The sequence below is a fragment of the Methyloversatilis sp. MC4-4 genome (genome assembly GCF_049843555.1).
In the GTDB taxonomy this organism is placed as follows: Bacteria; Pseudomonadota; Gammaproteobacteria; order Burkholderiales; family Rhodocyclaceae; genus Methyloversatilis; species Methyloversatilis discipulorum_B.
The window spans coordinates 290,678-316,607 of the sequence record NZ_JBBHZK010000002.1; the positions used below are offsets into that span (position 1 = coordinate 290,678).

A 25,930-nucleotide genomic window follows, 5' to 3' on the forward strand; every position below is an offset into this window, starting at 1 on the left:
CCTCCGGTCAAAGGTAGTAGTCGAAGTCGCGCTCGCTGCGCACGCGCCGCCGCACCTGGAACACGTGCGCGAGCAGGCGCTGCGGATCGAGCCGCACGAAGTTGCGTCCCGGTGCCCACTGATAGCGCTCGCCGCCCAGCAGGTCGTGCATCTGCACGCTGCCCTCGTCGTCACCGCCGCCGTATGCGGCCGGATCGAGTTCGAGCCAGCCGGTGTGCACGTGATGCGGATCCAGATTGACCACGACGACGACGGCGTTGCCGCTGGCCGCATCGTGCTTCGCGTAGGCGATCAGCTGTTCGTTGTCGACCGGCAGGAAACGCAGGCCGCCCGGGAACTGCAGCGCCGGGTTGTCGCGACGGATGCGGTTGATGGTGGCGATCAGCGGCGCCAGTCCGTCGCCGTCGGCGTGTCCGCCCTCACGCAGCTGGTACTTCTCGGAGTCGAGATATTCCTCGCTGCCGGGCTCGCGCGGGCGCGCGTCCATGCACTCGAAGGCCGGCCCGTAAATGCCGTAGCTGGTCCCCAGCGTTGCCGCCAGCACGAGGCGTGCAACGAAGGCCGGCCGGCCGCCGCTCTGCAGGTACTCGGGCAGGATGTCGGGCGTGTTCGGCCACAGATTGGGCCGGAAGTAATCGCGCCCCGGCCCTGCAGTCAGTTCCTCGAGGTAGTCGGTCAGCTCGGCACGCGTGTTGCGCCAGGTGAAATAGGTGTAGGACTGGTTGAAGCCGAGCTTGGCCAGGCGGTGCATCACCTGCGGTCGCGTGAAGGCCTCGGACAGGAACACCAGGTCCGGATGCTCGCGGCGCAGCGTGCCGATCAGCCACTCCCAGAAGGCAAAGGACTTGGTGTGCGGGTTGTCCACCCGGAACACCTTGACGCCCTGCGCGATCCAGTGCCGGAAGATGCCGGCCAGCGCCTGCCACAGACCGCGCCAGTCCTCGCACTCGAAATCGAAGGGATAGATGTCCTGGTACTTCTTGGGCGGATTTTCGGCGTACTGGACGCTGCCGTCCGGGCGACGACGGAACCACTGCGGACAGTCGGTCACCCACGGATGATCGGGCGCGCACTGCAGCGCGATATCCAGCGCGATGTCGACGCCATGGCGCTCCGCTTCGCCGACCAGACGGCGGAAATCGTCGAGCGTGCCGAGCTGCGGATGCACTGCGGTGTGGCCGCCTTCGGCTGCACCGATCGCCCACGGACTGCCCGGCTCATCGCGTCCGGCGACAACCACGCCGTTGCGCCCCTTGCGTCGCACCCGACCGATCGGATGCACCGGCGGCAGGTAGAGCACGTCGAAGCCCATCGCGGCAATCGCCGGCAGCCGCGCGATCACGTCGTCGAAGCGGCCGTGCCGGCCGCCCTCGCCCAGCGAGCGCGGGAACAGTTCGTACCAGGCACCGAAGCGCGCCAGTGCGCGGTCGACATCGAGCGGCATTGGCGCATGGACGGCCGGCCAGCGACGGTCGGGATGGCGGCCGGCGACCTCGGCCATCGTGTCGTCGAGAGCGAGCGCCTTCAGCGCCGGTGCGTCGGCGTGCGCCCCGTCGTTGCGCAGTCGCTCCGCCCAGCGCAGCAGCTGGTTGCGGTCGGCCAGCGCGTCGCCCGCACGCACGGCCGCCGCCTCGGCGAGCGAGGCGCCTTCGAGCGCGGCGAGGCGGATGTCGGCGTCGTCGGTACGGCGTGCCATCTGCGAACGCCACGAACGGAAGGGGTCCACCCAGGCCGACACCGAATACCACCAGCGCCCGCAGCGATCGGGACGCAGCGTCGCGCGCCAGCGGTCGTTGCCCAGCGGCTGCATCGGTACCGCATGCCAGGTCGTCGCGCTCTCGTCGTCGCGCCGCCAGCACAGCAGCGCCAGCACCGCGTCATGGCCGTCGGCGAAGCAGCTCGCCTCCACCGTGAGCGTTTCACCGAGGCTGCGCTTCACGGCGAAGCGGCCCCCGTCGACCGCCGGCGTCAGGTCGGACACGACGGCGCGGATGCGGCCCTCGGCCGGAAGATCAGGCAGATGATCCATGGTGTTCGTCCTCCGGAACCAGCCACAGCACCGCCAGTGGTGGCAGCGTCAGATTCAGCGACCACGGCTGCCCGTGCATCGGCACCGGAACCGCCTGCGTGCCGCCGAGATTGCCGGCGCCGCTGCCGCCGTACAGTGCGGCGTCACTGTTCAGCAGTTCCCGCCAGTTGCCACCGTGCGGGACGCCGACGCTGTAGTGCGTGCGCGGCACCGGTGTGAAGTTGCAGACGGCCAGCAGGCAGCGGCCGTCGCGCGCGAGACGCAGGAAGGCGAGCACGCTGTTGTCGGCATCGTCGGCCACCGCCCAGCGGAAGCCGGCGGCGTCGAAGTCCAGTTCGTGCAGCGCCGGGCAGCTCCGGTAGATGCGGTTCAGATCGGCCACCCAGCGGCGCAGACCGGCGTGCAGCGGGTGGTCCAGCAGAGGCCAGTCGAGCTGGCCCTCGTGCGCCCACTCGCGCCACTGGCCGAACTCGCCGCCCATGAACAGCAGCTTCTTGCCTGGGTGCGCCCACATGTAGCCGAACAGGCCGCGCAGGCCGGCGAAGCGCTGCCACTCGTCGCCCGGCATGCGCGACAGCAGCGAGCCCTTGCCATGCACCACTTCGTCGTGCGACAGCGGCAGCAGGAAGTTCTCCTGGAAGGCGTACCAGATCGAGAAGGTGACCGCGCCGTGATGGAAGCGACGGTGCACCGGGTCGTGCCGCAGATAGGCCAGCGTGTCGTTCATCCAGCCCATATTCCATTTCTGGCTGAAACCCAGGCCGCCGAGGTGCACCGCGCGCGACACCATGGGCCAGGAGGTCGATTCCTCGGCGATGGTGAGCACCTCAGGGTGATCGCGCGCGACCGCCTGGTTCAGACTGCGCAGGAAGGCCACCGCGTCCAGGTTCTCGCGCCCGCCGTAGCGGTTGGGCACCCACTCGCCGTCGCGGCGCGCGTAGTCGAGGTAGAGCATGGAGGCGACGGCGTCGACGCGCAGCGCGTCGATGTGGTAGCGGTCGATCCAGAACAGCGCACTCGACAGCAGGAAGGCGCACACCTCGTGTCGGCCGTAATTGAAAATGCAGGAATGCCATTCCGGGTGAAAGCCCTGGCGCGGGTCGACGTGCTCGTACAGGTGGGTGCCGTCGAACACCGCCAGACCATGCGCGTCCGCCGGGAAGTGCGACGGCACCCAGTCGAGGATGACGGCGAGACCGGCCTGGTGCAGCGTGTCCACCAGGAACATGAAGTCCTCGGGGGTGCCGTAGCGCGAGGTTGGCGCGAAGTAGCCGGTGCACTGATAGCCCCAGGAGCCGTAGAACGGATGCTCGCTGACCGGCATCAGTTCGACGTGGGTAAAGCCCATGTCGCAGGCGTAGTCGGCCAGCCGCTGCGCGATGTCGCGGTAGGTCGGCAGCGTGCCCTCGTGCGGCCGCAGCCACGAGCCGAGATGGACCTCGTAGATGCTGATCGGCGCGTCGGCCGCCTGCCGCGCCGCGCGCGACGCCATCCATGCGGCATCCTTCCAGTCGTACTCGAAGCGCCAGGCGCGCGACGCAGTGGCGGGGGCCTGTTCGCAGAAGAAGGCGAACGGATCGGCCTTGTCGATGACATGACCGTCGGCGCGGTGAATGCGGTACTTGTAAGCGTCGCCCCGGCTTACGCCCGGCACGCAGCCTTCCCAGATGCCGGAGTCGTCGAGCCGCGCCTGCAGCGGGTGGCCATGCGACCAGCCGTTGAAATCGCCGACCACCTCGACCGCCCGGGCGTTCGGCGCCCAGACGGCGAAACGCGCGTCGCTGCGGCCGCCCTCGCCGGGCGGCGGCGGATCTAGCTGACAGCCCAGCCGTTCGTACAGCCGCGCGTGCGATCCTTCGCGAAAGAGGTAGATGTCGTGACCACTGAACAGGCTGCCGCCTGCCTTGCCTGCGGATTCCGTCATGCGGCGCCCTCAGCGCAAGGTACGGCCGAGCCCGTCGACCGACTTGCGGGCGCGCAGTGCGAGCAGCGCCTGCCGCTCGTCGTCGATCTCGGTCAGCGTGCGCACGCCGAGCCGGCGCATCAGCGGCAGCGGCGGGCACCAGCCCTGCAGCGCGTGCTGCAGCAGGAAGCCGCCGACCAGCGCGGGCACGGCAAAGAAGCGCCTGTTCACGAGCAAGCCGAGCAGGCAGCCAGCGATCGACACCGACGCTGCGTTCACCTCGAGGCAGCGTTCGATGTCCCACTCGCTGTCCAATTCGGCCAGCCTGCGATCTATCGTGCCGCGGTCGCCGAGCGCGGCACGGTCGAGATTCCTCAGCGTGCGCGTGCGGATCAGTTCGTTCACGGCTTCGGATGTGTTCATCGGAACGCGTTCGGCGGTGGTCGGCAACATGGCAGCTCCTGTGGTGACGGATGGGAAAGGGGGCCGCAGCCCGCTCAGGCGGGCGACTCCAGCCAGTGCAGGCTGAACAGGCCCTCGCTGTCGATGGCGCTGAGCCGCGGGCGGAAGCCGGCCCGGGTGGCCAGCGCGCGGAACGCCTGCACCGTGTACTTGTGCGAATACTCGGTGCGTATCGATTCACCCTCGTCGAAGTGCAGCCGGCGTCCGGCGACATGGGCATCCTGATCGCACAGGCTCACGAGATGCATCTCGACGCGCCGGGCGACCGGGTCATAGAAGGCGTAGTGGGCGAACTGCTCCGGCCTGAAGTCGGCACCCAGTTCGCGATTCGCGCGCACGAGCACGTTGCGGTTGAAGGCGGCCGTCGCACCGGCAGCGTCGTTGTATGCCGCGTGCAGCCGGCTCGGGTCCTTGACCAGATCCACGCCGATCAGCAGGCCACCGCCCTGCAGCAGCTTGCGCAGGCGGATCAGGAGGGCCAGCGCCTCCTCCGGTTCGAAGTTGCCCAGCGACGAACCCGGAAAGAAGCCGACCCGCCGACGCTCCGGGTCGAGCGCGTGCGTCAGCGCGGTGTCGCCGGTGTAGTCGGCCATCAGCGGGCGCACGTCGAGGCCGGGAAAAGCCATCGAAATGGCACCCGCAGTCTCGAGCAGCGCCCCGCCCGAAATGTCGACCGGCACGTAGGCGGCCGGATGACGCATCACGTGCAGCAGCACCGACGCCTTGACCGGGGAACTGGCGCCGAACTCGATCAGTTCCGCGTCTTCGCCGATGCACTCGGTCAGGCGCGTCGCGTGGCGGGTGAGCAACGACAGTTCGGCCCGTGTCAGGTAGTACTCCGGCTGCGCGCAGATCTGTTCGAACAGTGCGGCGCCACATGCATCGTAGAAATATTTGCACGGTGTCGTCTTGCGCGGCTGTTGCAGGCCGGCGAGCAGCTCGCGCGCGAAGGCGGTGCGGCCCACCGCGCCGTCGGGCGGACGCGCCGCGCCGACAGGGCGCGACACCGACACGGGCGCCAGGCGGCCGCGCCGGCCGCGACCGAAGATGCCGCCCCCGGGAAATCCCGCCAGCTGCGACCAGCCGGCCGGCATCGTGTCTTCTCGTTTGTCCGTCATCGCCCGTCCTTTCGCCAGTGCGGCGCCCTTGCCGCCACGTGAAGCCGCAGAGCCGCGACCGCCGCAACCACTCGAGGCGGCGGCACGACGGACGCGGGACTGCAGCGAGCGCAGCAATCGGCGTTCCCGGTCCGCTCTTGGTCCGCCCTCGGTCCGCCAATTGCAAGGCATCGCGGTCCGTCACCGGAGAACCGTCATGCACGCACCGCTTCTGAGTCGCATCCGTCCGCGCAACATCGTCGTGTTCCGGGCGCTTCAGCTCGGCGACATGCTGTGCGCCATTCCGTCGCTGCGCGCGCTGCGCATGCGCTGTCCCGACGCAGCGATCACACTGGTCGGCCTGCCCTGGGCCGCCGGACTCGCCGCACGGTTTCCGCATTACATCGACGACTTCCTGGCCTTCCCCGGCTTTCCCGGTCTGCCCGAACGGGCACCCGATCTGTCGGCGATCCCCGCCTTCGTCGCGGAGGCGCAGACGCGAGGTTTCGATCTGGCCATCCAGATGCACGGCAGCGGCGGGCTTTCCAACCCCGTCGTGGCGCTGTTCGGCGCTGCGCGCCAGGCGGGCTTCGGCCAGCCGGACGAGAACGGAAGCTGTCTGCCCTACCCGACGCGCGGCAGCGAGGTCGGGCGGCTGCTTGCACTGATGGACCACCTCGGCGCGCCGTCGGCGTACCGCAGGCTGGAATTTCCGCTGCTGCCGGCGGACCGGTCCGAACTGGCGACCAGCGGTATCGCTTTCGCGCTTGCCGGCCGCCCCTACGTGTGCATCCACCCCGGCGCACGCGACCCGCGGCGCCGCTGGCCGGCAGAACACTTCGCCGCAGTGGCGGACGCCGTGCACGCGCTGACCGGCTGGACGGTCGTGCTGACCGGATCGGGTGAGGAAAGGGCGCTGACGGCGCGCGTGCGCCAGGCGATGCGCGTTTCGGCCATCGACGCCGCGTCGCCGATCAGCGCGGGCGCCCTGGCCGCACTGATCGGCGGCGCCCGTCTGCTGGTGTGCAACGACACCGGTGTGTCGCACCTTGCGGCCGCGCTGCGCACACCGTCGGTCGTCGTCTTCCGTTGCTCCGAGCTCGAACGCTGGGCGCCGGAAGACCGCATGCGCCATCGCTGTGTGATGGCCCCGGACGACGGGACGACGACCGATCAGGGTCAGGCGGAGGTCATGCGACAGATTCGCGTACTGCTCGATCGCGGCGCTCCTGCGTCCACAGGTCGAGCGTCAGCGTGAGCACTTCGTCCTCGCTGATGTCATCGATGAAGCAGGGGTCGTGCTCGCAGCGCACGGCGACGTTGTCGCGGCCGCAAACCGGGCAGTCGGTGGTGGCGGACAGCGCGACACGGCGCCGCTGCGCGGTCGGCGGACCGGACACGACGAGATTGACGAGCCAGTAAAGGCCAACGGTCGCCGCGCCCACCGCCTGTGCAAGATGCAGTGGACCGCTGTCATTGCCGACCACGATGCAGGCGTGACCCAGCAGTGCGGCCAGCCCGTCGAGCGACAGTCTGCCGCCGACGTCGATCGCCGGTCGCGTCATGGCCGCCGTCACGGCGGCGGTGAGCGCCCGCTCGGATGCGTCACCCTGCACCACCACGACCGCTCCGGCATCCGACAGCGCGTCACCGACGCGGGCAAAGCGTGCCGGCGGCCAGCGTCGTCGCGGGTCGGTCGCGCCGGGACTCAGCACCGCCAACGGAGCGTCCGGCAGACGGAGGACCGACTCCAGTTCCACCTCGTCGCGCACCAGCACCGGCAGCCGCGGATCGAGTTCCCAGGTATGGGCGCCGGCGAGCGCTGCCACCTCGAGCAGACGCAGACGTTCGTTCTGCAGTCTCATGTAGGGCACGGAGCGGTCCAGGCGGACGGCGTCCGGCGTGTTCAGGCCGAAGCTTTGGCGCGCGCCGATCTGCCCGATGAAGGGGTTCGAGTAGCGGCCCCCGCCGTGCATCTGGAAAGCGAGATCGAAACGCCGCTCGCGCAGCCCGGCGATGCAGGCGTCGATGGCACGCGGGTCCTCGCGCGCCCCCTGCTCGGGCGGCACGCCGACGCCGGTGATAGGCGGCAGCGCCACCACGTCGTCGACCACTGGGCCGCGGCCGGTCAGGAAGCGCTTGTGCCAGGGCTTGCCGAGCAGCACCAGTTGCGCGTCCGGAAAGCGCAGCCGCAGCGCGCGCAGCGCAGGGAGTGCAAAAATGAAGTCGCCGAGGCCATTGGCGCGCAGCACGGCGATGCGCTCCACCGCCCCGAAGTCCAGGCCGTCGTCCGCCGCGGGATGCAGCACCGCACTCACCGGCTTTGCTCCCGCAGCAGGAGTGGTGCGTCGATGCCGCGCCTGCCCAGCGTGATCGGCACGTCCCGATAGCAGGCGCCCGCTGGCACGAGGCCGTGACCGCTGTAAGGAGCCGTCACGGCAGGCCGAGCCACGACGCCCAACACGTGGAACACGCGCAACACCGCCCTCGGTTCGCCCGGGGTGACCGCCGCTTCGCGCTCGCCCGGATCCGGCACGCCGACACGCAATCGCGTGTGCGTCTGCCCGGGCAGCGCGGTCATCGTGACAGCCCGTGCGGCACCACGGTTGCAGGTCGGGACGACGGCATCGACGCTGATGTCCGCTCCCCGTCACGCGCCGACGCGCCGACCGGAGCGTCCTTGCGTCCGTACAACTCCGGATTCAGCGCCGGGTCGTTGTACATCTTGTACTGACGGTAGGTGCGGAAGATCACGCGTCCGCTGGCCAATCCCTCCAGCAGACGGTCGAGGCAGGCCGCCAGGTCGCGCCGCTGCCGGACAAGCACGTCGAGCTTGGCGCAACAACTCGCAACGTGCTCTGTGCTGGCGTCGGCGCGCCGCGTCTGCAAGCCCATATGGAAGATCTTCAGTGACAGGATGGACAGGCGGTCGATGATCGCGCCCACCGTCTCGCTCGATTGCTGTGCGTCCGGGTGGGGTTTGACGGTGCCGGCCAGCGCGCCGAGCACGCATTCGTCCAGCGCCTCGACGGCGTCATTCCGTTGCTGGTTGAAGCGGTCGATGCTGCGCTTGCAACGCACGATTTCGGCGTCCGGCACGTCGGTACGCCGCGCCTTGTCCTCCTCGCGCCACAGCGCGGTATTGCAGCGATGGTTCTCCTCGATCCAGCGCCATCCCGCAAGCTCGCGCGGAGCGAGGGGCGCGCCATCGAGATACGCGTCGTGCGCGGCGATGATGTCCGCTGCGGAATAGCCGGGCGCGGGCGGCCGCACCGACGGCGGGTCCTCGGCGTGCAGCGGGCCGCCGTGCGGTTGCGAGGATCTTTGCCCGTCGTACTGACCACCGTGTTGCCGTGACGCCTTCAGGCTGCCCTGCAGTCTGCCATCGTGGCCCGACGTGGCCTGCTGATGCTGCTTCACGCTCATGACCTGCTCCGCTGAAAGAGGTGACCGCCGGCACGAAGCAACCGCGGTTCCCGTCAGCAGGCGGGCGCGTGGAGAGAAGGACCGCGTGAAAGGGCGGTGATCAGCCGGCACGAATTACATGTCGGTCGCAGATTTTTCACCCCGGCACGACAGGCGGCCCGCATTCGCCTTCGTGCCCCAGGGCAGCGGAGACATCCGTCAGCATCATCGCTGCCCGGGTGACGACACGGTGCTCGCGCTTGCCTCGACGTCGCTCGGCTTCCTGCTCCAGTACACGACATTGCAGCGCAACGGCCACGATGCGCGGATCGATTTCGGGCGGATGCCGGCGCTGCCGCGCGCAGATCCGGTTCGTGCGCCGCGATGCGGCGTGACATCCGGACTCAGGCGGCGTGCTGTCGTACCCAGGCGGCGTAACGCTGCACCCAGGTGCTGACGAGGTCACGGCTTGCGCCCCGGGCCAGCGCGCCGTCGGCGTCGAACAGGTCGTCGCGATAGCGTAGGAAGAGCTCCGGCGCATTGAGCGCCGGCATGTCCAGATGCGACAGCACATTGCGCAGGTGCTGCTGCGCCAGCGCCGTGCCGAGCGAGCCCGGCGAAATGCCGGCGATGCCGGCTGGCTTGCCGGCCCACACGCTCTTTCCGGCGGGTCGCGAGCCGTGGTCGATCGCGTTCTTCAGCACGCCCGGGATCGAGCGGTTGTACTCCGGCGTCACGAACAGCACACCCTGCGCCTCGGCGATCGTCGCCTTGAAGCGGCTGACCGCCGCAGTCGGCGCGTTGTCGTCGTCCTCGCTATAGAGCGGCAGCGTGCCGATGTCCACCATCACGGTGTCGAACCCGTCTGGAAGCAGCTTGCCGATGGCAAGCGCCAGACGGCGATTGAATGAGTCCTTGCGCAGACTGCCGGGGATCAGTGCAACCCTGTATGACGCCATCGAACCCGTCTCCTCATAAGTGGGACGCATCCGGCGAGCCGTCGGGACGGTCAACCGGTGCGCCCATGCTGGCGGTGCGGGCCGCCTTCACCATCCCGCGCACGTTCAGTGCGAACAGGCCCAACTGCATCAGCACCAGTGCGTAGGCACCGGCATACAGACCCCACACCGCCCACAGCGCGTTGCTGGCACTGAACCAGTAGAAGCCCTGCTTGCGTCGGCGTGCCGACGTGGAGGCGACCAGCCAGGCCGCGATCAGGGTCGTCGCCATCGCTGGCCACTGCAGCAGATCGAGCGGTTCCATCGCGCCTCTCCTCCGGGATCGATCGTCGCCGTGACGCGCTGGAACGCGGCGGCGCGGCTCATGGTCCCGAGGTGGCAATCCGCATACCCGCTGGATAGCGATCGACCGGCCCGCTCACCGTCGCACCGGCGAGCGGCCGGTCGCGCCGCGGTCACGTCAGTTGCGCGGTTCCGGGATGGTCTGGCCGGCGGCGTTCTGTTCGCGCTCGCTGGCGCGTTCGGAAGCCTTCTTCTTTGTATCGCGGTCGCGCACCGTCTCGTTCGAGTGCTTGCTGGGATACTGGGAGGACTGGCTGCCCTTGTCCTGCTCGGGCTCGAACTTCTTCTGGCTGTCGGACTGCTGCGCCTCGGGAATCACTTCCTTCTGGTGCTTGTTCGGATAAGTCGGCTCGGCGTAGGCCGACGCGGAAAATGCGGCGAGCGCAAGTACGACCATGGATCTGTTGAGAGTCACTTTGAACCTCCTGTGGTTGGCCGGCACCGTGACGATGCCCTTGCCTGCAGTCTGGCAAGTTCGTGACATCTGGATGTAGCCGTGCTCCGACAGGGTGTAGGACGGACACCGCGCGCCAGCGAAGGATGGCGGCCGAAGATGGCCCAAAGGCAGGCCGGTCGCACTGTTCAGCGCCGCGGGAACATGTCGTCCGGGCATCCCGCTGTCAGACGAGCGCCCCGCTCCGGGCGCCTGGCGCGGACGCCGCAGGTGCGGCGTGAATCAGCCGCGGCGGCGTCTAGGCCGCCGTTGCGCGCACCACGCCATCGACGATGTCGTCTATCAGGCAGCCACGCATCCGCTTGAGGTCCGCGAAGGGGTAACGCCCGACCGTGAGCACGCCGTGCAGATAACCCAGCGCCTTCAGGAAAACAAGGTCGCTATGCAGGTGAATCTGCTCTGCGGCGATCGGACGGCCACATGCACAGTCGCTCACCCGCTCGCGGGTCAGGCTGAGCAGTTGCTGCGCGACGACATCCTCTTCGTCGAAGACAATGCGCTCTCGCTCGTCGTCCACGCTGGTCGACAGATACACCATGCGATAGCGCTCGGGATGCCTTTCCCAGTAGTCCAGATAGACATCCACGTGGGCCTTGAGCCGCTCGACCGGCGACTGGCTCACGTTGCTCGCCTGCTTCAGGCACTCGAACAGCTCGCAGAAGAAATCGAGCCAGATGTGCTTGACGAGATCCTGCTTGCTGACGAAATAGCCATAGAAAGCCATCGGCGAAATGCCGACCGCCTTGGTGACGGCGCGTACCGATACGGCTTCGTAGCCTTGTCGGCTGTAGATGTCCTTGGCTTCGGCAAGGAGTTGTTCGCGAAACCTAGCCTTGCCTTCCTGGCCACGTATCCGCGAGCGTTTTTCCGGGGTCGCGAGTTTTGAATTGTTTGGCATGGGCTGAACAACGTTGGTCAGACAGCGCGTACCGGGAAAGTGTAATGAAATTGCCTCGATTTACACCAGTACAGTTTGTCGACAATCGTTTCCGCACCCGTCAATTCCGGAAATATTCCCTCGCCTTACGATGCCGGAGGTGTTCTCACCTGACAGCAAGAAGGGCTTGCACGCGCTCCCGCCGGATACCCGCCAAGGCGCCGGAGAACTCGTTCAGGGCACGATAGCTGCGCGATTCGCCCAGCGCGGCAAAGGCGTCGGCAAAGCCCGCCGCGCGTTCGGCGGCGTTCTGCGGGAGGACGGCACCGGTACTGTGCACCGCGTCGAGCAGCACCTCATCGACCCGCCGGCGGGCAAGCGTGAAAGCGTCCAGTGCGCGAGTTGCCTGGGCAAGTGTCGCGCGCATGGCGTCGGCGTCCTCGACCGACCAGCGAACGGGATCGATACCGTCGGGCAGTGCTTCCGCCTGCACCCGGCTGAACTGGCCGGTCGGCCAGCGGATGCCGCCGCCGCGCAACATCAGCGTGTCGCGCACGCCAGGCCAGGCCTGTTCGGCCACGCTGAAGACGAGCCTGCCCTGGTCGTCGGCAGTCGCGCGAACCCCGGTCGACGCCAGCGCCTGATCGATGCGGCGCACGATCTCCACGTCCGGAAGACCCGCTTCGAGTGCGACCGACGGTGTGCGTCGGCCGGCTCCCGCCACCGAAAAGCTCAGGTTCTCGCTGTCGCCCTCGCGCAGCGACGCCAGGTCCAGTCCGCGTACGGTGAACTGACGCAACGGCGGATTGACCGCGTCGAAGGTCAGCGTCGGGTCGAGGCTGCCGGCCGTCTGCGCCGGACGCGACTGCCACAGCGCCGCGAACTGACCGATCCGGCGCTGCAGTACGACGTCCCCTTCTCCTGTCCCGATCTGCTGACCAAGCAGGCTGCGTACCGACTTCAGCTGGCCGATGCCGCGATCGAGATAGTCGGCCGCAAGCTGCGCCTTGCCGACCTGCTCATTGAAGCGCGGACTCCATGTCTTCAGCCCGGCCGATCCGGCCGGCGCGCGTTCTTCATTGCGCGTCCGCGGCGTCTCGCGCGTCGGCGGCGCAGCGTTGCCCGCGGCATGCGCCCTGCCCGGGCCGATCGCATCGACCGGACGGGCGGAAGAAAGATGAGGACCGATCTGCATTCAGTGCGTACGGAAGATCAGATCGTGTCGAACAGCGACAGCGCGCTGACCTTGGCATAGGCCTTCTGCGTCGCCTGCACCGCGGTGGTGTAGCCATTGAGCTTGACCGCCGCGTCGCCGTAATCGAGCTGACCGAGCGTGATCATCGCCTGCTTGTTCGACAGGCTCACGTTGGCGTGATTGGTTTCCAGCGTCTCCAGCGTCGTCTGCGCACCGCCAAGGCGGGCGATCTTCGCGCTGACCGCGTCGAGCCCGGTATCGAGTCCGTTCAGCGTCGCAACCAGCACCGTGCGCACCGCCGGATCGTTGGCCGTCGCACTCGGCGCCTGCAGCGCGTCGATGGCCAGATCGAGCCGGTTCAGCACATCGGCCATCTCCTGCAGATGCACGTTCGCGTCCTGCGTCACGCCGTTGCCGACCACCACGCGCTGCGGATCGGTGTTGCCGGCGAAGCTGTAACGCGTACCGGCAGCCGCCGCGCCATTGAAGGCGATCGGTGCGGTGGCGGTTGCCGTACCCGAGAACAGGTAGCGCCCCTCCTGGTCGATGCTGTTCGCCGAGTACATCAGGCTGTCGCGCAGCGCGATCAGCGAGCTGCTCATCGCCTGCAGGTCCTGTGTGGTGTTGGCACCGTCGGCTGCCCACACCATCAGGTCGCGCGCCTGCATGACGTCGCGGCTCATGCCGTCCAGCAACTCCTCGTTCTGCCCCAGCCGGCTGCGCAGCGCGCCGATGTTCTCCAGGTACTGGTCGAGCGCCGCCTCCTCGCGCGTCAGCCGGGCGATGCGCACGCTGGCGATCGGGTCGTCCGACGGTTTCTGCACGCGCAGGCCGTTCGACATCTGCTGCAGGATGCCCTCCAGTCGCGTGTTCGCGTTCTGCAGAGCGGTATTCATCGTGGCGTGGAACTGTGTGCTAGCGACCCGCATGTCCGTCTCCTCAACCCATCATCGCCAGCGTGCTGTCGAACAGCTCGTTGGCGACGGTGATCACTTTCATATTGGCCTGATACATCTGCTGGAACTGGATCAGGTTCACCGCCTCTTCGTCGTTGTTCACGCCGCTGGTCGATTTCCAGCTTTCCTCGGCCTGGTTGCGCACCGTGGTCGCCGTCGTCAGCGAAGCCTGGTTCTGCTGGCTGTCCATGCCCAGCTTGCCGATCAGCTGCGTATTGGCGTCGCCGACCCGTACCGTTCCGAGCGAGGTCACGGTGATGGGCTGATTGCGCAGCGCGATCATCGCCAGCAGGTTGTCGCTGTTGCCGGGCTTGGTCGGGTCGGACGAGAAGCCCAGGTCCTGCGGCAGCACGCCGGGCGCGACCGACAGCATCGAGGTCGAACTCGACGCGTCATAGACGAACAGCGGGCCGCCCGCGGCACCGCCCAGCGTGTAGCCGGCACCGAGCTGAGCGTTCATCAGCGTGGAAATCTCGGAAGCGATGTCGCCGATCGACTGGCGCAGCGGAATCAGCGTGCCGTACTCGAAATCGGCCAGTCCGCCGAGCTGCCCGCCCAGACCTTCGTCGCGCACGGCGAACACCTCGCTGGCGAACTTCAGCGTCAGCGCCTGGGTGCCGGCCGGCGTGTCCTGCACTTCGAGGCGCGACGCCGTGGTGCCCACCACCAGCGGCTGCCCGCTCTTCAGCGACACATTGCGCGAGCCGTCCGGATGATTCACGACCTGGATCGACACCATGCCGGCCAGCCCGTCGATCGCCTGGTCGCGCGCGTCCATCAGGCCGGAAGCATTGACGCCGGCCGCTTCGGCCAGCGAGATGCGTTTGTTCAGATCGGCGATCAACGCGGTGCTGGAATTGATCTGCGCCACCAGCGTCGTGCGCTGCTGCGCGATCGAGGCGCGCTGGTTGGCGAGCACCGTGGTCAGGTTGTTGAAGCGCTGGGCCAGCGCGTCCGCCGCGGTGATCACCTGCGCGCGCAGCGGCACCGAGCTCGGCTCCACGCTGGCCGCGTTCAGCGCACTGAAGAAGGCGTCCAGACCGTTGTTGATGCCGGACGCGTCGTCCCCCATCACCTGTTCGAGCTGGTCGAGATAGGGTTGCCGGGTCGAGCGGTTCGACAGCTCCGACGCCGCCTGCCACATCTGCAGGTTCTTGTAGTCGTCGCTGAAACGTTGCAGCGACGACACCGCCACGCCGCTGCCGGCCGACAGCGCGCCGCTCTGCATGGGCTGCACCGAAGCCAGCACCGCCGCCTGCCGGGTGTAGCCGGGCGTCATCACGTTGGCGATGTTCTGGCCGGTGGCGCTGAGCGCGGCCTGCGCCGCCAGGGTTCCGGTCAATGCGTTGTTGATCAGGCTCATGGGTTGTTCCGGGTCGTTGCGTGGCCGGGAGCGCTTTCCGCGTGCTCCCCTTTACTGGAGGCGACCATGGGCGCCGGCGCATTAAACGCAACCGGTGCCGGCTGCGGCAGCAACTGGCGCAGCAGCATGTCGGCAATGCCGAAAGCGCGCTGCGAAGCCATCGCGTCGGCGACCAGACCGTCGGCGAGGTCCAGCATGTCCTCGTTCACGCGGTCCTTGAAAATGCTGTCCTCGCCCGCCATCTCGCGCGTGCTGCGGCGCATCTGGCGCAACGTTTCGCTGATGAAGAAGCTCTCGAACTTGATGGCCGCTTCGGTCGCCTTCTTCAGCAGGGCAGGATCGACCTGCGGTGCGACCGGCACGGTCTGCGCCTCCGTCTGGACTGGCGCTGCGGACGATGCGATGTCGTGGATGTTCATGCTCAGATCACGATCAGTTCGCCATCGATGGCGCCAGCCTGGTCCAGCGCCTGCAGGATGGCCATGATGTCGTCCGGCGTCGCGCCGATGCTGTTCACGGTGTCGATGATGGTCTGCAGCTTGGCACCGGCCGGCCAGTTGAACATGCGCCCGTCGCCCTGCTCCACTTCGACCTTGGAACGCGGCGTGACCGCCGTTTCGCCGCGGCTCAGCGGTGCCGGCTGGCTCACGTTCGAGCTCTCGGAAATGATCACCTTCAGCGAACCATGCGACACCGCGGCCGGACGCACGGTCACCCCCTCGGCGATGACGACGGTGCCGGTGCGCGAATTGAACACGACGCGTGGCGTCGTCTCGCCGACCACCACGGGCAGCGCTTCGAGCTGGGCGACGAAAGCCACCCGCTGCGTCGGATCGGCCGGCGCCACGACTTCGATGGCGGTGGCATCACGCGTCGACGCCACCTGGCCGAAACGGCCGTTGATCGCACCGACGATATTGGTCGCCGTCTGGAAATGCGGGCGCTTCAGACTCAGCAGCACGGTCGGTCGCACGTCGAAATCGGTCATGATTTCCCGTTCCACCGTCGCACCATTCGGAATGCGTCCGGAGGTCGGCGTATTGACGGTCACGCTGGATCCGCTGCGGCCGCTCGCGCTGAGACCGCCGACCACCAGGTTGCCCTGGGCCAGCGCATAGATTTCGCCGTCGGCCGCGCGCAACTGGGTCAGCAACAGCGTGCCGCCACGCAGGCTCTTCGAGTCGCCGAGCGAGGACACCGTGACGTCGATGCTCTGCCCCTTGCGGTAGCCCGGCGGGAACACCGCGCTGACCATAACGGTCGCCACGTTCTTGCTGCGGCTCTGCGTACCCTCCGGCAGCTTCAGGCCGAACTGCTTGAGCAGGTTGGACACCGACTGCCCGGCCGACTTGACCTGCGTACTGTCGCCGGTACCATGCAGGCCGACGACCAGGCCGAAGCCGATCAGCTGGTTCTCGCGCACGCCTTCGACACTGACCAGATTGCGCAGCGGCTGGGTTGCGGGTGCAGCGGGTACGGCCGCAGCACGGGCATTCGTCGCGGCCTTCGGCGCAGCGAATGCAGCGCCGGCCACGAGGCAGAACAGGACGGCAAGCGTCCGGCGGAAGATCATCGTTTCATCCTCAGAAGGGCATCAGCGCGCCGACGAAGAAGCGCAGCAGCCAGCCCGGGCTGTTGGCGTCCGCCAGCACGCCTTCGCCGGAATAGGAAATGCGGGCATTGGCCACGCGCTGCGAGGACACGGTGTTGTCCGAACTGATGTCGGACGCGCGCACATAGCCCTGCAGGCGCACGGTCTCGTCGCCCTGGTTCAGGTACAGCGTCTTCTCGCCACTGACGCGCAGCAGGCCGTTGGGCAGCACCTCGTGCACGATGACGGTGATCGAGCCCTGCAGCCGGTTCTGCTGCGAACTGGTCGAGTTGCCCTTGAAGTCGGACTGCGCGTCGACGCTGACGTCGGTCTTGAAGCGCTTGCCGGCGATCACCGTCGGCTGCATCGCGACACCGCTTTCCTTGCCGAAGGTGGTACCGGCCGCCTTGCTCGCCTGCGTCGTTTCCTGCAGCACCACGGTGACCACGTCGCCGGTGCGGAAGGCGCGGCTGTCCGAGGTGAGCGACCAGGCCGAGGCGGGCTGGAACACGCCGCCCGCAGCGCCGGCCGCGGGCGGCTGCACTGGCGGCGGCAGGCGGTCGGCCTCGGCCAGCGGCGGCGCCTTGTGTTCGAGGTTCGCGCAGGCCGTCAGGCACAGCGACGCGAGCAGCGCGAGGACGCGGGCCGGGTGACGCATCAGCGCACGGCCTGGGCGAGGTACTGCATCATGTTGTCGGCCGCCGACAGCACCTTGGTATTCATTTCGTAGGTGCGCTGGGCGGCGATCATGTCCACCATTTCCTCGACCACCTGCACGTTCGAACCTTCGAGCGCGCCCTGCTTGAGCTTGCCCAGGCCTTCCTCGCCCGGGTTGCCTTCGGTCGGCACACCGCTGGCCGCGGTCTCCTGGTAGAGGTTGTCGCCCATGGCCAGCAGGCCGGCCGGATTGACGAAGCTCACCAGCGTGAGCTGGCCGACTTCCTGCGGCGCGGCCTGACCCGGCACGGTGACCGACACCATGCCGTTCTCGCCTATCGTGATCGCCGTGGCGTTCTGCGGGATGTTGATTTCCGGAATGATGGGCAGGCCCTGCGCGGTCACCAGCAGGCCTTCGGCGTTCTTCTGCAGCTGGCCGGCGCGGGTGTAGGCGATGTCGCCGTTCGGGCGCTGCACCTGCAGGAAGCCGATGCCGGAGATGGCGACGTCGAGTGACTGGCCGGTGGTCTGCAGATTGCCGGTGGTAAACACCTTCTGCGTGGCGACCAGGCGGGTACCGGTACCGAGCTGCACGCCGCCCGGGCTCACCGTGTTGTCGTCGCGCTGCGCGCCCGGTTCGCGTTCGATCTGATAGAACAGATCCTCGAACAGCACGCGGTCGCGCTTGAAGCCCACCGTGTTCACATTGGCCAGGTTGTTGGCGATGGCCTGCAGCTTCGCGTCCTGCGCCTGCACGCCGGTCTTGCTGATCCACATTGCGGGATTCATGTCGTTTCTCCTGTGTCGGCAGTGCTGCCGTTCATCATTCGCGGATCAGGCGGTTGCCCGTTTCGGCCATCGAGTCGGCGGCCTTGTACAGCTTCATCTGCAGTTCGAATTCGCGGTTCAGCGTCATCGTCGCCACCATTTCCTCGACGGCGGACACATTGCTGCCTTCGAGAAAACCGGCGCGCACACGCACCGTCGGATCGGCCGGCAGCTCGTCCTGACCGCGGCTCACCAGCAGGCCGGCCTCGTTCTTGATCACCGTTGCCGGATCGGGGCGCACCAGCTTCAGGCGTTCCAGTGGCTGCATCAGCGGCTGGCCGGGCGGACGGATGGAAATCGTGCCGTCCTCGCCGATCGCCAGCTGTGAATACGGCGGCAGCACGATGGGGCCGCCCTCGCCCATCACCGCGCGGCCATTCACCGTCAGCGTGCCTTCGGCATCGACGGTCAGCGCACCGGCCCGGGTATAGGCCTCGCCATCGCCCCACTGCACGGCGAGGTAGCCGTCACCGGAAATGGCGACGTCGAGCTCGCGGTCCGTTTGCTTCAGCGTGCCCTGACGGTTGGACACCGAGTCCGCGCGCAGCCGGCCGAGGTGGCGTGCGTCGTAGCCATAGCCCTGCACCGCCTCGCTGACCGACATTTCGAGATCGGCACGAAAGCCGGGCGTATCGGCGTTGGCGAGGTTGTTGGCACGCACCTGCTGCGCGTGCAGCGCCCGTTCGGCGCCGCTCATCGCCGTGTAGATCAGCGCATCCATCTCAGTCTCTCCACTGCGCGTCGCGCAATCCAAATCGCATACACATGGCACCGCGCCGTCCGCCGGGCCGCCCCAAGGACGAGCGCAGCCCCTGCGGACGGCAGCGAACGAAGTGAGCGTGGGGGTCTCTCATTTACAGCGCCTGCATCAGCGACTGCATCATTTCGGTCTGCGTCGAGATCACCTTGCTGTTGGCCTGGTAGTTGCGCTGCGCCGACATCAGGCTCACCAGTTCCGACGTCATGTCGACGTTCGACTGCTCCAGCGCACCGCCGGTCAGCGAGCCGGCCATGCCGGTGCCCGGCGTGAAATAGAGCGGATCGCCGGACAGCGACGAACTGGTCCAGCTGGTGTCGCTGACCGGGGTCAGCGAAGCTTCGTCAGGGAACACCGCCAGCGCGATGCGGCCGACCGGTTCCTTCACGTTGTTGCTGTACTGCGCGATGACCGAACCGTCTTCGGCGATCTGCACGCCTATCATCGTGCCGGACGCGTAGCCGTTGGCGGCATTGACCCGCACGGTGGCGTCGCCGCCGAACTGCGTGGTGCCGGTGTAGTCGATGTCCACACTCAGCGCAGCTGCCCCCGCCGGCGTGCCGAGCGCCAGCGCGACCGGTGCGGCCGGCGTGACCAGCGCGCCGCTGGTGTTGAAGCCCATCACCGTCGTCGTCGGCAGTGCCGCACCGTCGAAGGTGTAGTGGGCGGTGATCTGGTTGGTGCCGGTCTTGACGAAGTACTGACCGACGCTGTGCTTGCCGCCCAGCGAGTCATACACGACCGCCACCTGCGAGCTGTTGAAGGTGAGCGGATTGGCCGGATCGAAAGGCGCGGCCGCCGGTGCTGCCCAGTCGGCCGACATGTTGCCGACGTACTGCAGCGTGTCGCTCGGCTTGGCCGGCACCTGGCCGGCAGGCACCTTGAGGTCGCCCATGGCGCCCAGCGTGGTGCTGCCGGACTGCATTTCGTAGCCCTGCAGCCGGCGGCCGAAGGTGTCGACGACATAGCCGTCCTTGTCGGTCGAGAAGATGCCGACGCGGCTGAACAGCGAGGCGCCGGCGGTATCACGCGTCACGAAGAAGCCACGGCCCTGGATCGCCGCATCGAGTCCGCGACCGGTGGTGAGCACGCCGCCGCCGATGTCGATGCTCTGCGTCAGCGAAGCCACCTCGACGCCGGTCGGCTGGGTGCCGGCATACATCGCCGCGAAGTTGGCGCGGCTGGACTTGAAGCCGTAAGTGCCGGTGTTGGCGATGTTGTTGCTGATGGTTTCGAGCTGGGTGTTGATCGCATTGATGCCGGACAGCGCGATTTCATAACTCATGGACCGTATCCTCTCTCTCAGTTGACCGACGTGGCCGGACGGCCGTTGAAACGTGTGATGTAGGCAGGCGACACCTCGCCCAGGCCGGCGACGTTGAGGGCGACATTGCCGCTGCCGGCCATGCGCACGCTGAGCAGCCGGCCGGCAATCTCGGTGGCCGGCGTCTCGCCCGTTTCGGTCTCGACGCGCAGCGTGTGCGCGCCGGCCGGCAGGCCGAGCTCTGCGGGATCGAGTTCGAACGGCACTTCGCCGGCTGCCCGCGTGCCAAGTTCGATGCGGCGCTCGACGCCGTCCGGGCCGCTCAGCACGAGTGTCGTGCGCGCGCTCGACGACGCCAGCGTGAAAGCGCCGCTGACCGGCTCGCTGCCGACCTCGACGGTGTCCGTATTCACCATGATTTCCGAACCGACCTGCGCGCCGAGCGCCAGCACCTGGAGGCTGGACAGCACCGACGCGTTGGCGCCGGTCTGCTGGGCCAGCGCCTGCAGCGACTCGACCTGGCTGAGCTGCGTGAGCTGATTGACGAAGTCGCTCGGGTCGGTCGGCTCCAGCGGGTTCTGGTTGCGTATCTGCGCCACCAGCAGCTTGGTGAACAGTTCGGTCGGCGAACCCTGTTCGCCGTTCGCCGCCTGCACCGCGTCGGACGCGCTGCCCTGGCTGCCGCCTACTACCTGACTGGTCTGCATGGCCTCACCCTTCTCCGAGTTTCAGAAGGGCCTGCTGCATCGACTTGACGCGACCGAGCACCTCCACATTGGTTTCAAAGGCCCGCGACGCCGACATCATGTCGGTCATCTCGGCCACCGAATTCACATTGGTGTAGAACACCATGCCGTCTTCGTCGGCCAACGGGTTGTCCGGCTCGTACACCGAACGCAGCGGCTCGGTGCTCTCGACCACGTCGAGCACCTGCACGCGGCCGGCCACCGCCGGCGCGCCGCCGATGTCCTCGCCGCCGAGCAGCGTGGCGAACACCGGCTTGCGTGCGCGGTAGGCGGTCTCTTCCGACCCGGATGCCGAGTGCGCGTTGGCGAGGTTGCTGGAGATGGTGTTGAGGCGCACGGTCTGGGCCGCCATGGCCGAGCCGGCGATCTGGGTGATGTCGCGGAATGACATGGCTATTGTCCGGCGATGGCTTTCGCCAGCCCCTTGAGTTTCATGTTGGCGAAGGTGAGGCTGATCTGGAAATCCGAGGTGTTCTGCGAGAAGGCGGCCTGCTCGACGCCGAGCTCGACCGTGTTGCCGTCCTGCGCCGCGTGATAGGGCACGCGATAGAGCGTTTCGCCGCCCTCGCTGTCGAGCGACAGGCCGCCGGCCTCGCCCGCCATCGCCTGCCGCAGGCTGGACGCGAAGTCGACGTCGCGCGCCTGATAGCCCGGCGTGTTCTGGTTGGCGATGTTTTCGGCGATCACCCGCGTGCGCTCGGCACGCAGTTGCAGGGCCTGGCCATGCACGCCGAGCGCCTTCCCGAAATCGATACCCATGTCGGCTCCTGTCTGGATCGCTGACGAGGTGACCGGTGGCGTCGCAGCGATGCGACACCGCCGTCCATCCTGTCGGCGTTTATTAAGCGTATGCGTATAGTTCAGGGACACCATCGACAATCCGCCGGCGAACTTGAGGCCCCGGATGCGGATATTTCTCACGCCCGCATTGCTGTTACCTTCACCGGCCACAGGAGACCCCGATGCACCGAAAGACTCACCCGAACAGCATGCGTCACGCACTCGCCGTCGTCGTCGCACTGTCCTGCCTGCCCGCTGCCGCGCAGGCTGACGGCACCGCACAGATCGTCCGCCACGTCGAGGCGGCCGCCCGGCTTCAGCTCGAACAGCAGGCTGAGCGCATGGGGCTGACCGACGCGCGCATCAGCGTGACCGTGCAGCCGCCCTATAAGCCGCCGCCGCCCTGCGCCGGACGCATCGAGGTTGCGGCGGTGGACGTGAAATCACCGTCGCACCTGCGCTATGCCGCGCGCTGCAGCGACGACGGCGGCTGGACGCGCAAGGTGCAGGCACGCGCCCGCATCGTCGCCGACGTGGTCGTCGCGGCGACCGATATCGCGCCCGGCCATCCGATCGGCGACGCCGACATCGACGTCGACGCGCGCGACGTGACCGCCGTCGCCGATTTCTTCGCCGATCCGTCGGAGGTGATCGGCATGACCGGACGCCGTCCGCTGCGCGCTGGCGACCTGCTGCGCAAACGCCAGCTGGCGGCCGCGCTGCTGGTCAAGCGTGGCGACGAGGTGCGCATCGTCGCGCGCAACGACGGCATCGAAGTCCAGGTGTCCGGCGAGGCGCTCGACTCGGGTGGCATCGGCGACGTCGTGCGTGTGCGCAACCGGTCGTCCGGCAACGTTCTGCGCGCGCGCGTCACCGGCGCGGGCGACGTCGAGCCGGTCACGCGCGCCGCTCAGTAGCCCCGCGTGCGGATCTGTCCGGCCAGCCGCACCAGCTTGTCGGCATAGGCCGGATCGGTCGCGTAGCCCCCTTGCACCAGCCCGTCGGCGAAGGCCTGCACGTTGTCGCCTGCATTCAGCGCCCCGGTGTAGCGCGGGTTGTCGAGCAGCAGGCGCGCGTAGTCGCGGAAAGCGCCGGCACCGTCGGCATAGCTGCGGAAGGACGCACTGACCGACACGTCGGCGCCGTCCAGATGTTCGGTCGTGCGCGCCTCCAGGGTGGCGCCGCGCCATGCCCCGCCCGCCTTGATGCCGAACAGGTTGTGGCTGTCGGTGCCGTCGGCCGCGCGCAGCGGCTTCTGGCCCCAGCCGGACTCGAGCGCCGCGTGCGCGATCACCGCCTCGGCACTGACGCCAAGACGGCGCGCCGCCTCGGCCGCCCACGGGCGGATGCCGGCGACGAAGTCGCGGCGCCCAGCCTCGTCCGCAGGCGTGTCCGCGTCCGCGGTCCGCGTCGCGTTGCGCAGCAGCTGGGCTTCCGGACTGAGTGTGGCCGTGCTGCCCATGAGGTCTGCAGCACCGGCCGACCCCTGGCGGATGAAGCGGTCGACCTCGGCCGACACTTCGCCGAACAGCGGCGCGAACTGACCGGCGACCCCGACCGGCGCCGCCGGACGGGTCGGTTCGACATTGGGCGTCAGCGCCCGCGCCGGTTCAGGCCGGAGCATAGGTCTGGTCCTCGCCGTGCAGCACGCGCTGCATGATTTCGTACTGGTCGGTCATCAGCAGGCAGTTGCGCGCATTGAGCCGCTTGCAGTCGGCGACCCGTGCCTGCAGCCCGGTCCACATCGCGCGGCAGCGTTCGCGGTTGTCCTCCGGCAGTTCGGCGAACACATGTTCCATGCGCCCCTCCGTTCCATACAGGCCAGCCACCAGACGGGCGCGCAGCCGGCGCCTGGCATCGAGTACCTGGACCGCATCGGTGATGCGGGCCGCCAGCGTGCTCAGCGCCGCCGCGTCGTGACGCAGCGCGGCGTCGAACTGGCTGTCGAGCAGCAGGCGCAGCGCGCCGTAGTCCGCCACATCGCTGAGCACGTCGCGCAGCAGGCGGGCGATGGCCTCGCCGCGCTTCATCCCTTGCTGCCGTGGAAGCGTTCGATCAGGCCGGCCAGCTTGTCCGCGTCGAACGGCACCTCGCCGCGTGCCAGCGCCTCGCGCAGCGCATCGATGCGCGCCTGATCGATTTCCGGCAGTGCACGCATCGCCTCCATCGCCGGCTGCAGCGTCGACGACTGCAACTTCGCGGGCGACGCCGGCGCGACCGCTTGCGGCGCCTCCACCGGCCCGTTACCGCTGACCGAACCTGGCGCGTTGACGCCAGCTGCACCGCTGCCTGTGATTCTCATCTGATGTCCTCTCGATCGTGTTCGCATGCAAGCTCACCTGTCCGCGCGATTCAGCGGCCGGTGCCGGCCGACGGCGCCACCAGCTGCGTTCGCAGCTGCTCCAGCGCATCCCGGTCCGGCATGGCCGCATGCGCGCCTTCGGCAAACGGCAACCGCTCGTTCGGCAGGCCATACATCGCCGCCACCAGTTCGGCCTGCCGGCTGGTGAGTATCAACAGTTCGATGCGCCGGTTCACGCCGGCCGTCGCATCTTCGGTATTCAATGGCGCGCGATCCGCCATGCCGACCACCTGCAGCACGCTGCTGGTCGGCATGCCGCCAGCCAGCAACTGCGATCGCGCGGTCAGCGCACGGTTGCTCGACAGCGTCCAGTTCGAGAACGCCGCGTGATCGCGATTCGCATACTGTACCGAATCGGTGTGACCGACGATCAGCATCTGGTTCTCCATCTGCGCGAACAGCGGCCCCAGCGAACGCAGCAGCTTGCGGAAGCGCTCGGTGGCGAAGGAACTGCCGCGGTCGAACATGCCCTGCTGGTCGGTGTCGTGCAGCATCACGCGCAGGCCATAAGGTGTAACCACCGACTGCAGATTGCCTTCGAGACCGGCGTCCGCGCTCATCTTCTTCATCACGCGCGCCAGCGCTTCCATATCGGCGACGGATTCGTAGCGCACGCGCGCGGTGCGCGGCCCGTCCGCCGGCGCGGTTTCGCCGCGCGCCGCACTTTCGCCCGGCGCCGACATGCCCTCGCGCGGCGGCATCGGCTCGCGCTCGATCAGGCTGCCGCGCGGACCGCCAAGCGATTGCGCCATCAGGCCGCTGCCCTCGTCGATGCGGCTGCTGTCGGACGCGCGCAGCACCTGCTCCAGCGATTCCTGCTCGCGCGAGGCAAGCAGCCACAACACCAGAAAGAGGCAGAGCAGCGCCAGGCAGAAGTCGGCGAAGGCGACCTTCCACGAACCGCCGTGCGACTCCTCGTGTCCCTTTCCGGACACGCGCTTGACGACGGTTGCGCCATGCGCGTCAGGCTTCGACACGTTTGTCTCCGGCCCGGCGGCGCGGCGTGGCATCCGGATCGCCGGCGCCCTGCATCGCATTGATCCAGCTTTCGAGGCGGGCGAAACTCGGCTTGATGTTCAGCTGCACCAGGCGACGACCGGCGTCGATCGCCAGCAGCGGCGGCTTGCCCGACACATGGGTCACCAGCACCACCTTCACCGACTCCAGGGCCTGAAGCTCCTCGCCGACCAGCTGCTTCATCATGTTGCTGATCGGGTCGAGCACGCCATAGCAGAAGAAAATGCCGATGAAGGTGCCAACCATGGCCGAGCCGACGCGCACCGCGATTTCGCCGGTGCCTGCACCGTCGGCCACGACGTTCATCGTCATCACGATACCCAGCACCGCGGCCAGGATGCCGAAGCCCGGCATCGCCTCGCCGATCTTGCCGAGCGAGCGCGCCGGCTGCGACATTTCCTCGTGGATCGCCTCGATTTCCTGTTCGAGCACGCCTTCCAGTTCGTGCGCGTTGATCTTGCCCATCGCCATCAGCCGGAAGTTGTCGACGATGAAGTGCAGCAACTTGGGTTCTTCGAGTATCAGCGGATAGCGGCGGAACATTTCGCTCTCCTGCGGCGCCTCGACGTGGGCGTCCAGCGCCTTCAGACCGCCGGCCGCGGTCTGCAGCAGTTCGTACATCAGCAGCAGCAGCTGGCGCTGGAACTCCTCGCCCTGCTTGCGCCGCAGCATCACCTTGCGCAGCTGCAGCCACATTTCCTTAAGCACGTGACCGGGATTGCCGAGCACGATGGCGCCGGCGGCGGCGCCGACGATGATGATCAGTTCGATCGGTTCCCAGATCACTGCGAGCTTCCCGCCATGCAGCATGAAGCCGCCGAACACGCTGATCAGGATGATGGCGACGCCTACGATGGACTGCATGATTCGTTTCCTCTTCGTTTTC

The 25,930-nt window shown here is 67.8% G+C and carries 30 protein-coding genes; 2 read left to right on the top strand and 28 right to left on the bottom strand.

What is annotated here, in order from left to right; genetic code table 11:
- Positions 1–7: 7 nt before the first annotated feature.
- Genes WDZ97_RS08195 through egtD form a run of 4 tightly spaced genes read right to left on the bottom strand, consistent with a single transcriptional unit; the run spans position 8 to position 5,512 of the window.
- Complete coding sequence (locus WDZ97_RS08195) at positions 8–2,029, bottom strand: alpha-1,4-glucan--maltose-1-phosphate maltosyltransferase (protein WP_425762420.1); 2,022 nt, start codon at positions 2,027–2,029, stop codon at positions 8–10.
- Positions 2,013–3,953, bottom strand: coding sequence for a 1,4-alpha-glucan branching protein GlgB (glgB, locus tag WDZ97_RS08200; RefSeq protein ID WP_425762421.1), 1,941 nt, complete (start codon positions 3,951–3,953; stop codon positions 2,013–2,015). The genes WDZ97_RS08195 and glgB overlap by 17 nt, the downstream gene beginning before the upstream one ends.
- 9 nt (positions 3,954–3,962) lie before the next feature.
- On the bottom strand, positions 3,963–4,385 hold the full coding sequence (locus WDZ97_RS08205) for a hypothetical protein (protein WP_425762422.1): 423 nt from the start codon (positions 4,383–4,385) through the stop codon (positions 3,963–3,965).
- A gap of 44 nt (positions 4,386–4,429) precedes the next feature.
- Positions 4,430–5,512, bottom strand: coding sequence for an L-histidine N(alpha)-methyltransferase (egtD, locus tag WDZ97_RS08210; RefSeq protein ID WP_304003090.1), 1,083 nt, complete (start codon positions 5,510–5,512; stop codon positions 4,430–4,432).
- Between the two features lie 196 nt (positions 5,513–5,708).
- Between egtD and WDZ97_RS08215 the strand changes: the two genes are divergently transcribed.
- On the top strand, positions 5,709–6,749 hold the full coding sequence (locus WDZ97_RS08215) for a glycosyltransferase family 9 protein (RefSeq protein ID WP_425762423.1): 1,041 nt from the start codon (positions 5,709–5,711) through the stop codon (positions 6,747–6,749).
- On the opposite strand, the gene WDZ97_RS08220 is transcribed toward WDZ97_RS08215, so the two are convergent.
- The 19 genes from WDZ97_RS08220 to flgB all read right to left on the bottom strand — a co-directional run bounded on the left by WDZ97_RS08220 (position 6,682) and on the right by flgB (position 21,644).
- Positions 6,682–7,809 carry a glycosyltransferase family 9 protein gene (locus WDZ97_RS08220; RefSeq protein ID WP_425762424.1) on the bottom strand — a complete coding sequence of 376 codons (1,128 nt, stop codon included), beginning with the start codon at positions 7,807–7,809 and terminating at the stop codon, positions 6,682–6,684. The genes WDZ97_RS08215 and WDZ97_RS08220 overlap by 68 nt on opposite strands.
- A complete protein-coding gene (locus WDZ97_RS08225) occupies positions 7,806–8,072 on the bottom strand; it encodes a hypothetical protein (RefSeq protein ID WP_425762425.1) in 267 nt (88 codons plus the stop codon). Before WDZ97_RS08225 ends, WDZ97_RS08220 begins: the two co-directional genes overlap by 4 nt.
- A complete protein-coding gene (locus WDZ97_RS08230) occupies positions 8,069–8,911 on the bottom strand; it encodes a DUF4254 domain-containing protein (protein ID WP_425762426.1) in 843 nt (280 codons plus the stop codon). The genes WDZ97_RS08225 and WDZ97_RS08230 overlap by 4 nt, the downstream gene beginning before the upstream one ends.
- Positions 8,912–9,300: 389 nt before the next feature.
- Positions 9,301–9,855 carry an NADPH-dependent FMN reductase gene (locus tag WDZ97_RS08235; RefSeq protein ID WP_425762427.1) on the bottom strand — a complete coding sequence of 185 codons (555 nt, stop codon included), beginning with the start codon at positions 9,853–9,855 and terminating at the stop codon, positions 9,301–9,303.
- 13 nt (positions 9,856–9,868) lie between these two features.
- Positions 9,869–10,159: a hypothetical protein gene (locus WDZ97_RS08240; protein ID WP_425762428.1), complete on the bottom strand. Its 291-nt coding sequence runs from the start codon at positions 10,157–10,159 to the stop codon at positions 9,869–9,871.
- 156 nt (positions 10,160–10,315) lie between these two features.
- Positions 10,316–10,612, bottom strand: coding sequence for a hypothetical protein (locus tag WDZ97_RS08245; RefSeq protein WP_425762429.1), 297 nt, complete (start codon positions 10,610–10,612; stop codon positions 10,316–10,318).
- 277 nt (positions 10,613–10,889) lie between these two features.
- Positions 10,890–11,549, bottom strand: a complete 660-nt coding sequence (locus tag WDZ97_RS08250) for a TetR/AcrR family transcriptional regulator (RefSeq protein WP_304003105.1) — start codon at positions 11,547–11,549, stop codon at positions 10,890–10,892.
- A gap of 145 nt (positions 11,550–11,694) precedes the next feature.
- Positions 11,695–12,723 carry a hypothetical protein gene (locus WDZ97_RS08255; RefSeq protein ID WP_425762430.1) on the bottom strand — a complete coding sequence of 343 codons (1,029 nt, stop codon included), beginning with the start codon at positions 12,721–12,723 and terminating at the stop codon, positions 11,695–11,697.
- A 17-nt stretch (positions 12,724–12,740) separates the two neighbouring features.
- Positions 12,741–13,652: a flagellar hook-associated protein FlgL gene (gene flgL / locus WDZ97_RS08260; RefSeq protein ID WP_425762431.1), complete on the bottom strand. Its 912-nt coding sequence runs from the start codon at positions 13,650–13,652 to the stop codon at positions 12,741–12,743.
- 10 nt (positions 13,653–13,662) lie between these two features.
- Positions 13,663–15,042 carry a flagellar hook-associated protein FlgK gene (gene flgK, locus WDZ97_RS08265; protein ID WP_304003108.1) on the bottom strand — a complete coding sequence of 460 codons (1,380 nt, stop codon included), beginning with the start codon at positions 15,040–15,042 and terminating at the stop codon, positions 13,663–13,665.
- Positions 15,039–15,461: a rod-binding protein gene (locus WDZ97_RS08270; RefSeq protein WP_425762432.1), complete on the bottom strand. Its 423-nt coding sequence runs from the start codon at positions 15,459–15,461 to the stop codon at positions 15,039–15,041. Before WDZ97_RS08270 ends, flgK begins: the two co-directional genes overlap by 4 nt.
- Positions 15,462–15,463: 2 nt before the next feature.
- The gene (locus WDZ97_RS08275; RefSeq protein WP_425762433.1) at positions 15,464–16,615 is read right to left on the bottom strand and encodes a flagellar basal body P-ring protein FlgI; all 1,152 of its coding nucleotides are present in this window, start codon (positions 16,613–16,615) and stop codon (positions 15,464–15,466) included.
- Positions 16,616–16,625: 10 nt separating this feature from the next.
- Entirely contained in the window at positions 16,626–17,291 is a 666-nt protein-coding gene (flgH, locus tag WDZ97_RS08280) for a flagellar basal body L-ring protein FlgH (protein ID WP_425762434.1), read from the bottom strand.
- Positions 17,291–18,067 (bottom strand): flagellar basal-body rod protein FlgG, encoded by a 777-nt coding sequence (flgG, locus tag WDZ97_RS08285; RefSeq protein ID WP_019918811.1) that lies wholly within the window; start codon positions 18,065–18,067, stop codon positions 17,291–17,293. Before flgG ends, flgH begins: the two co-directional genes overlap by 1 nt.
- Before the next feature lie 46 nt (positions 18,068–18,113).
- Positions 18,114–18,839 (bottom strand): flagellar basal body rod protein FlgF, encoded by a 726-nt coding sequence (locus WDZ97_RS08290; protein WP_425762435.1) that lies wholly within the window; start codon positions 18,837–18,839, stop codon positions 18,114–18,116.
- 133 nt (positions 18,840–18,972) lie between these two features.
- The gene (locus WDZ97_RS08295) at positions 18,973–20,160 is read right to left on the bottom strand and encodes a flagellar hook protein FlgE (RefSeq protein WP_425762436.1); all 1,188 of its coding nucleotides are present in this window, start codon (positions 20,158–20,160) and stop codon (positions 18,973–18,975) included.
- Between the two features lie 17 nt (positions 20,161–20,177).
- Positions 20,178–20,846: a flagellar hook capping FlgD N-terminal domain-containing protein gene (locus WDZ97_RS08300; protein WP_425762437.1), complete on the bottom strand. Its 669-nt coding sequence runs from the start codon at positions 20,844–20,846 to the stop codon at positions 20,178–20,180.
- Positions 20,847–20,850: 4 nt separating this feature from the next.
- Positions 20,851–21,276: a flagellar basal body rod protein FlgC gene (gene flgC / locus WDZ97_RS08305; RefSeq protein WP_425762438.1), complete on the bottom strand. Its 426-nt coding sequence runs from the start codon at positions 21,274–21,276 to the stop codon at positions 20,851–20,853.
- A 2-nt stretch (positions 21,277–21,278) separates the two neighbouring features.
- Positions 21,279–21,644: a flagellar basal body rod protein FlgB gene (gene flgB, locus WDZ97_RS08310; RefSeq protein ID WP_425762439.1), complete on the bottom strand. Its 366-nt coding sequence runs from the start codon at positions 21,642–21,644 to the stop codon at positions 21,279–21,281.
- Positions 21,645–21,847: 203 nt separating this feature from the next.
- Here flgB and flgA point away from each other — a divergent pair, with 203 nt between their 5' ends.
- On the top strand, positions 21,848–22,582 hold the full coding sequence (flgA, locus tag WDZ97_RS08315; protein ID WP_425762440.1) for a flagellar basal body P-ring formation chaperone FlgA: 735 nt from the start codon (positions 21,848–21,850) through the stop codon (positions 22,580–22,582).
- Here the strand turns inward: flgA and flgJ are convergent.
- The 5 genes from flgJ to motA are packed head-to-tail and all read right to left on the bottom strand — an operon-like array spanning position 22,576 to position 25,908.
- The gene (flgJ, locus tag WDZ97_RS08320; protein ID WP_425762441.1) at positions 22,576–23,289 is read right to left on the bottom strand and encodes a flagellar assembly peptidoglycan hydrolase FlgJ; all 714 of its coding nucleotides are present in this window, start codon (positions 23,287–23,289) and stop codon (positions 22,576–22,578) included. The two genes, flgA and flgJ, sit on opposite strands and share 7 nt — an antisense overlap.
- Positions 23,276–23,695, bottom strand: coding sequence for a flagellar export chaperone FlgN (gene flgN / locus WDZ97_RS08325; RefSeq protein ID WP_425762442.1), 420 nt, complete (start codon positions 23,693–23,695; stop codon positions 23,276–23,278). The genes flgJ and flgN overlap by 14 nt, the downstream gene beginning before the upstream one ends.
- The gene (flgM, locus tag WDZ97_RS08330; protein WP_425762443.1) at positions 23,692–23,967 is read right to left on the bottom strand and encodes a flagellar biosynthesis anti-sigma factor FlgM; all 276 of its coding nucleotides are present in this window, start codon (positions 23,965–23,967) and stop codon (positions 23,692–23,694) included. Before flgM ends, flgN begins: the two co-directional genes overlap by 4 nt.
- Positions 23,968–24,017: 50 nt before the next feature.
- The gene (locus tag WDZ97_RS08335) at positions 24,018–25,004 is read right to left on the bottom strand and encodes a flagellar motor protein MotB (protein ID WP_425762444.1); all 987 of its coding nucleotides are present in this window, start codon (positions 25,002–25,004) and stop codon (positions 24,018–24,020) included.
- A complete protein-coding gene (gene motA, locus WDZ97_RS08340; protein WP_019918822.1) occupies positions 24,991–25,908 on the bottom strand; it encodes a flagellar motor stator protein MotA in 918 nt (305 codons plus the stop codon). Before motA ends, WDZ97_RS08335 begins: the two co-directional genes overlap by 14 nt.
- Positions 25,909–25,930 lie beyond the last annotated feature (22 nt).

Coding starts and splice junctions, on each gene's coding strand:
- flgG (WP_019918811.1), bottom strand. CDS start 18,067: ATGTGGATCAGCAAGACCGGCGTGCAGGCGCAGGACGCGAAGCTGCAG.
- flgN (WP_425762442.1), bottom strand. CDS start 23,695: ATGAAGCGCGGCGAGGCCATCGCCCGCCTGCTGCGCGACGTGCTCAGC.
- WDZ97_RS08275 (WP_425762433.1), bottom strand. CDS start 16,615: ATGATCTTCCGCCGGACGCTTGCCGTCCTGTTCTGCCTCGTGGCCGGC.
- flgM (WP_425762443.1), bottom strand. CDS start 23,967: ATGAGAATCACAGGCAGCGGTGCAGCTGGCGTCAACGCGCCAGGTTCG.
- flgH (WP_425762434.1), bottom strand. CDS start 17,291: ATGCGTCACCCGGCCCGCGTCCTCGCGCTGCTCGCGTCGCTGTGCCTG.
- WDZ97_RS08300 (WP_425762437.1), bottom strand. CDS start 20,846: ATGCAGACCAGTCAGGTAGTAGGCGGCAGCCAGGGCAGCGCGTCCGAC.
- WDZ97_RS08235 (WP_425762427.1), bottom strand. CDS start 9,855: ATGGCGTCATACAGGGTTGCACTGATCCCCGGCAGTCTGCGCAAGGAC.
- egtD (WP_304003090.1), bottom strand. CDS start 5,512: ATGACGGACAAACGAGAAGACACGATGCCGGCCGGCTGGTCGCAGCTG.
- WDZ97_RS08215 (WP_425762423.1), top strand. CDS start 5,709: ATGCACGCACCGCTTCTGAGTCGCATCCGTCCGCGCAACATCGTCGTG.
- WDZ97_RS08290 (WP_425762435.1), bottom strand. CDS start 18,839: ATGGATGCGCTGATCTACACGGCGATGAGCGGCGCCGAACGGGCGCTG.
- WDZ97_RS08205 (WP_425762422.1), bottom strand. CDS start 4,385: ATGTTGCCGACCACCGCCGAACGCGTTCCGATGAACACATCCGAAGCC.
- flgB (WP_425762439.1), bottom strand. CDS start 21,644: ATGGGTATCGATTTCGGGAAGGCGCTCGGCGTGCATGGCCAGGCCCTG.
- WDZ97_RS08225 (WP_425762425.1), bottom strand. CDS start 8,072: ATGACCGCGCTGCCCGGGCAGACGCACACGCGATTGCGTGTCGGCGTG.
- WDZ97_RS08270 (WP_425762432.1), bottom strand. CDS start 15,461: ATGAACATCCACGACATCGCATCGTCCGCAGCGCCAGTCCAGACGGAG.
- glgB (WP_425762421.1), bottom strand. CDS start 3,953: ATGACGGAATCCGCAGGCAAGGCAGGCGGCAGCCTGTTCAGTGGTCAC.
- WDZ97_RS08295 (WP_425762436.1), bottom strand. CDS start 20,160: ATGAGTTATGAAATCGCGCTGTCCGGCATCAATGCGATCAACACCCAG.
- flgJ (WP_425762441.1), bottom strand. CDS start 23,289: ATGCTCCGGCCTGAACCGGCGCGGGCGCTGACGCCCAATGTCGAACCG.
- flgL (WP_425762431.1), bottom strand. CDS start 13,652: ATGCGGGTCGCTAGCACACAGTTCCACGCCACGATGAATACCGCTCTG.
- WDZ97_RS08255 (WP_425762430.1), bottom strand. CDS start 12,723: ATGCAGATCGGTCCTCATCTTTCTTCCGCCCGTCCGGTCGATGCGATC.
- flgC (WP_425762438.1), bottom strand. CDS start 21,276: ATGTCATTCCGCGACATCACCCAGATCGCCGGCTCGGCCATGGCGGCC.
- WDZ97_RS08240 (WP_425762428.1), bottom strand. CDS start 10,159: ATGGAACCGCTCGATCTGCTGCAGTGGCCAGCGATGGCGACGACCCTG.
- motA (WP_019918822.1), bottom strand. CDS start 25,908: ATGCAGTCCATCGTAGGCGTCGCCATCATCCTGATCAGCGTGTTCGGC.
- WDZ97_RS08195 (WP_425762420.1), bottom strand. CDS start 2,029: ATGGATCATCTGCCTGATCTTCCGGCCGAGGGCCGCATCCGCGCCGTC.
- WDZ97_RS08250 (WP_304003105.1), bottom strand. CDS start 11,549: ATGCCAAACAATTCAAAACTCGCGACCCCGGAAAAACGCTCGCGGATA.
- flgA (WP_425762440.1), top strand. CDS start 21,848: ATGCACCGAAAGACTCACCCGAACAGCATGCGTCACGCACTCGCCGTC.
- flgK (WP_304003108.1), bottom strand. CDS start 15,042: ATGAGCCTGATCAACAACGCATTGACCGGAACCCTGGCGGCGCAGGCC.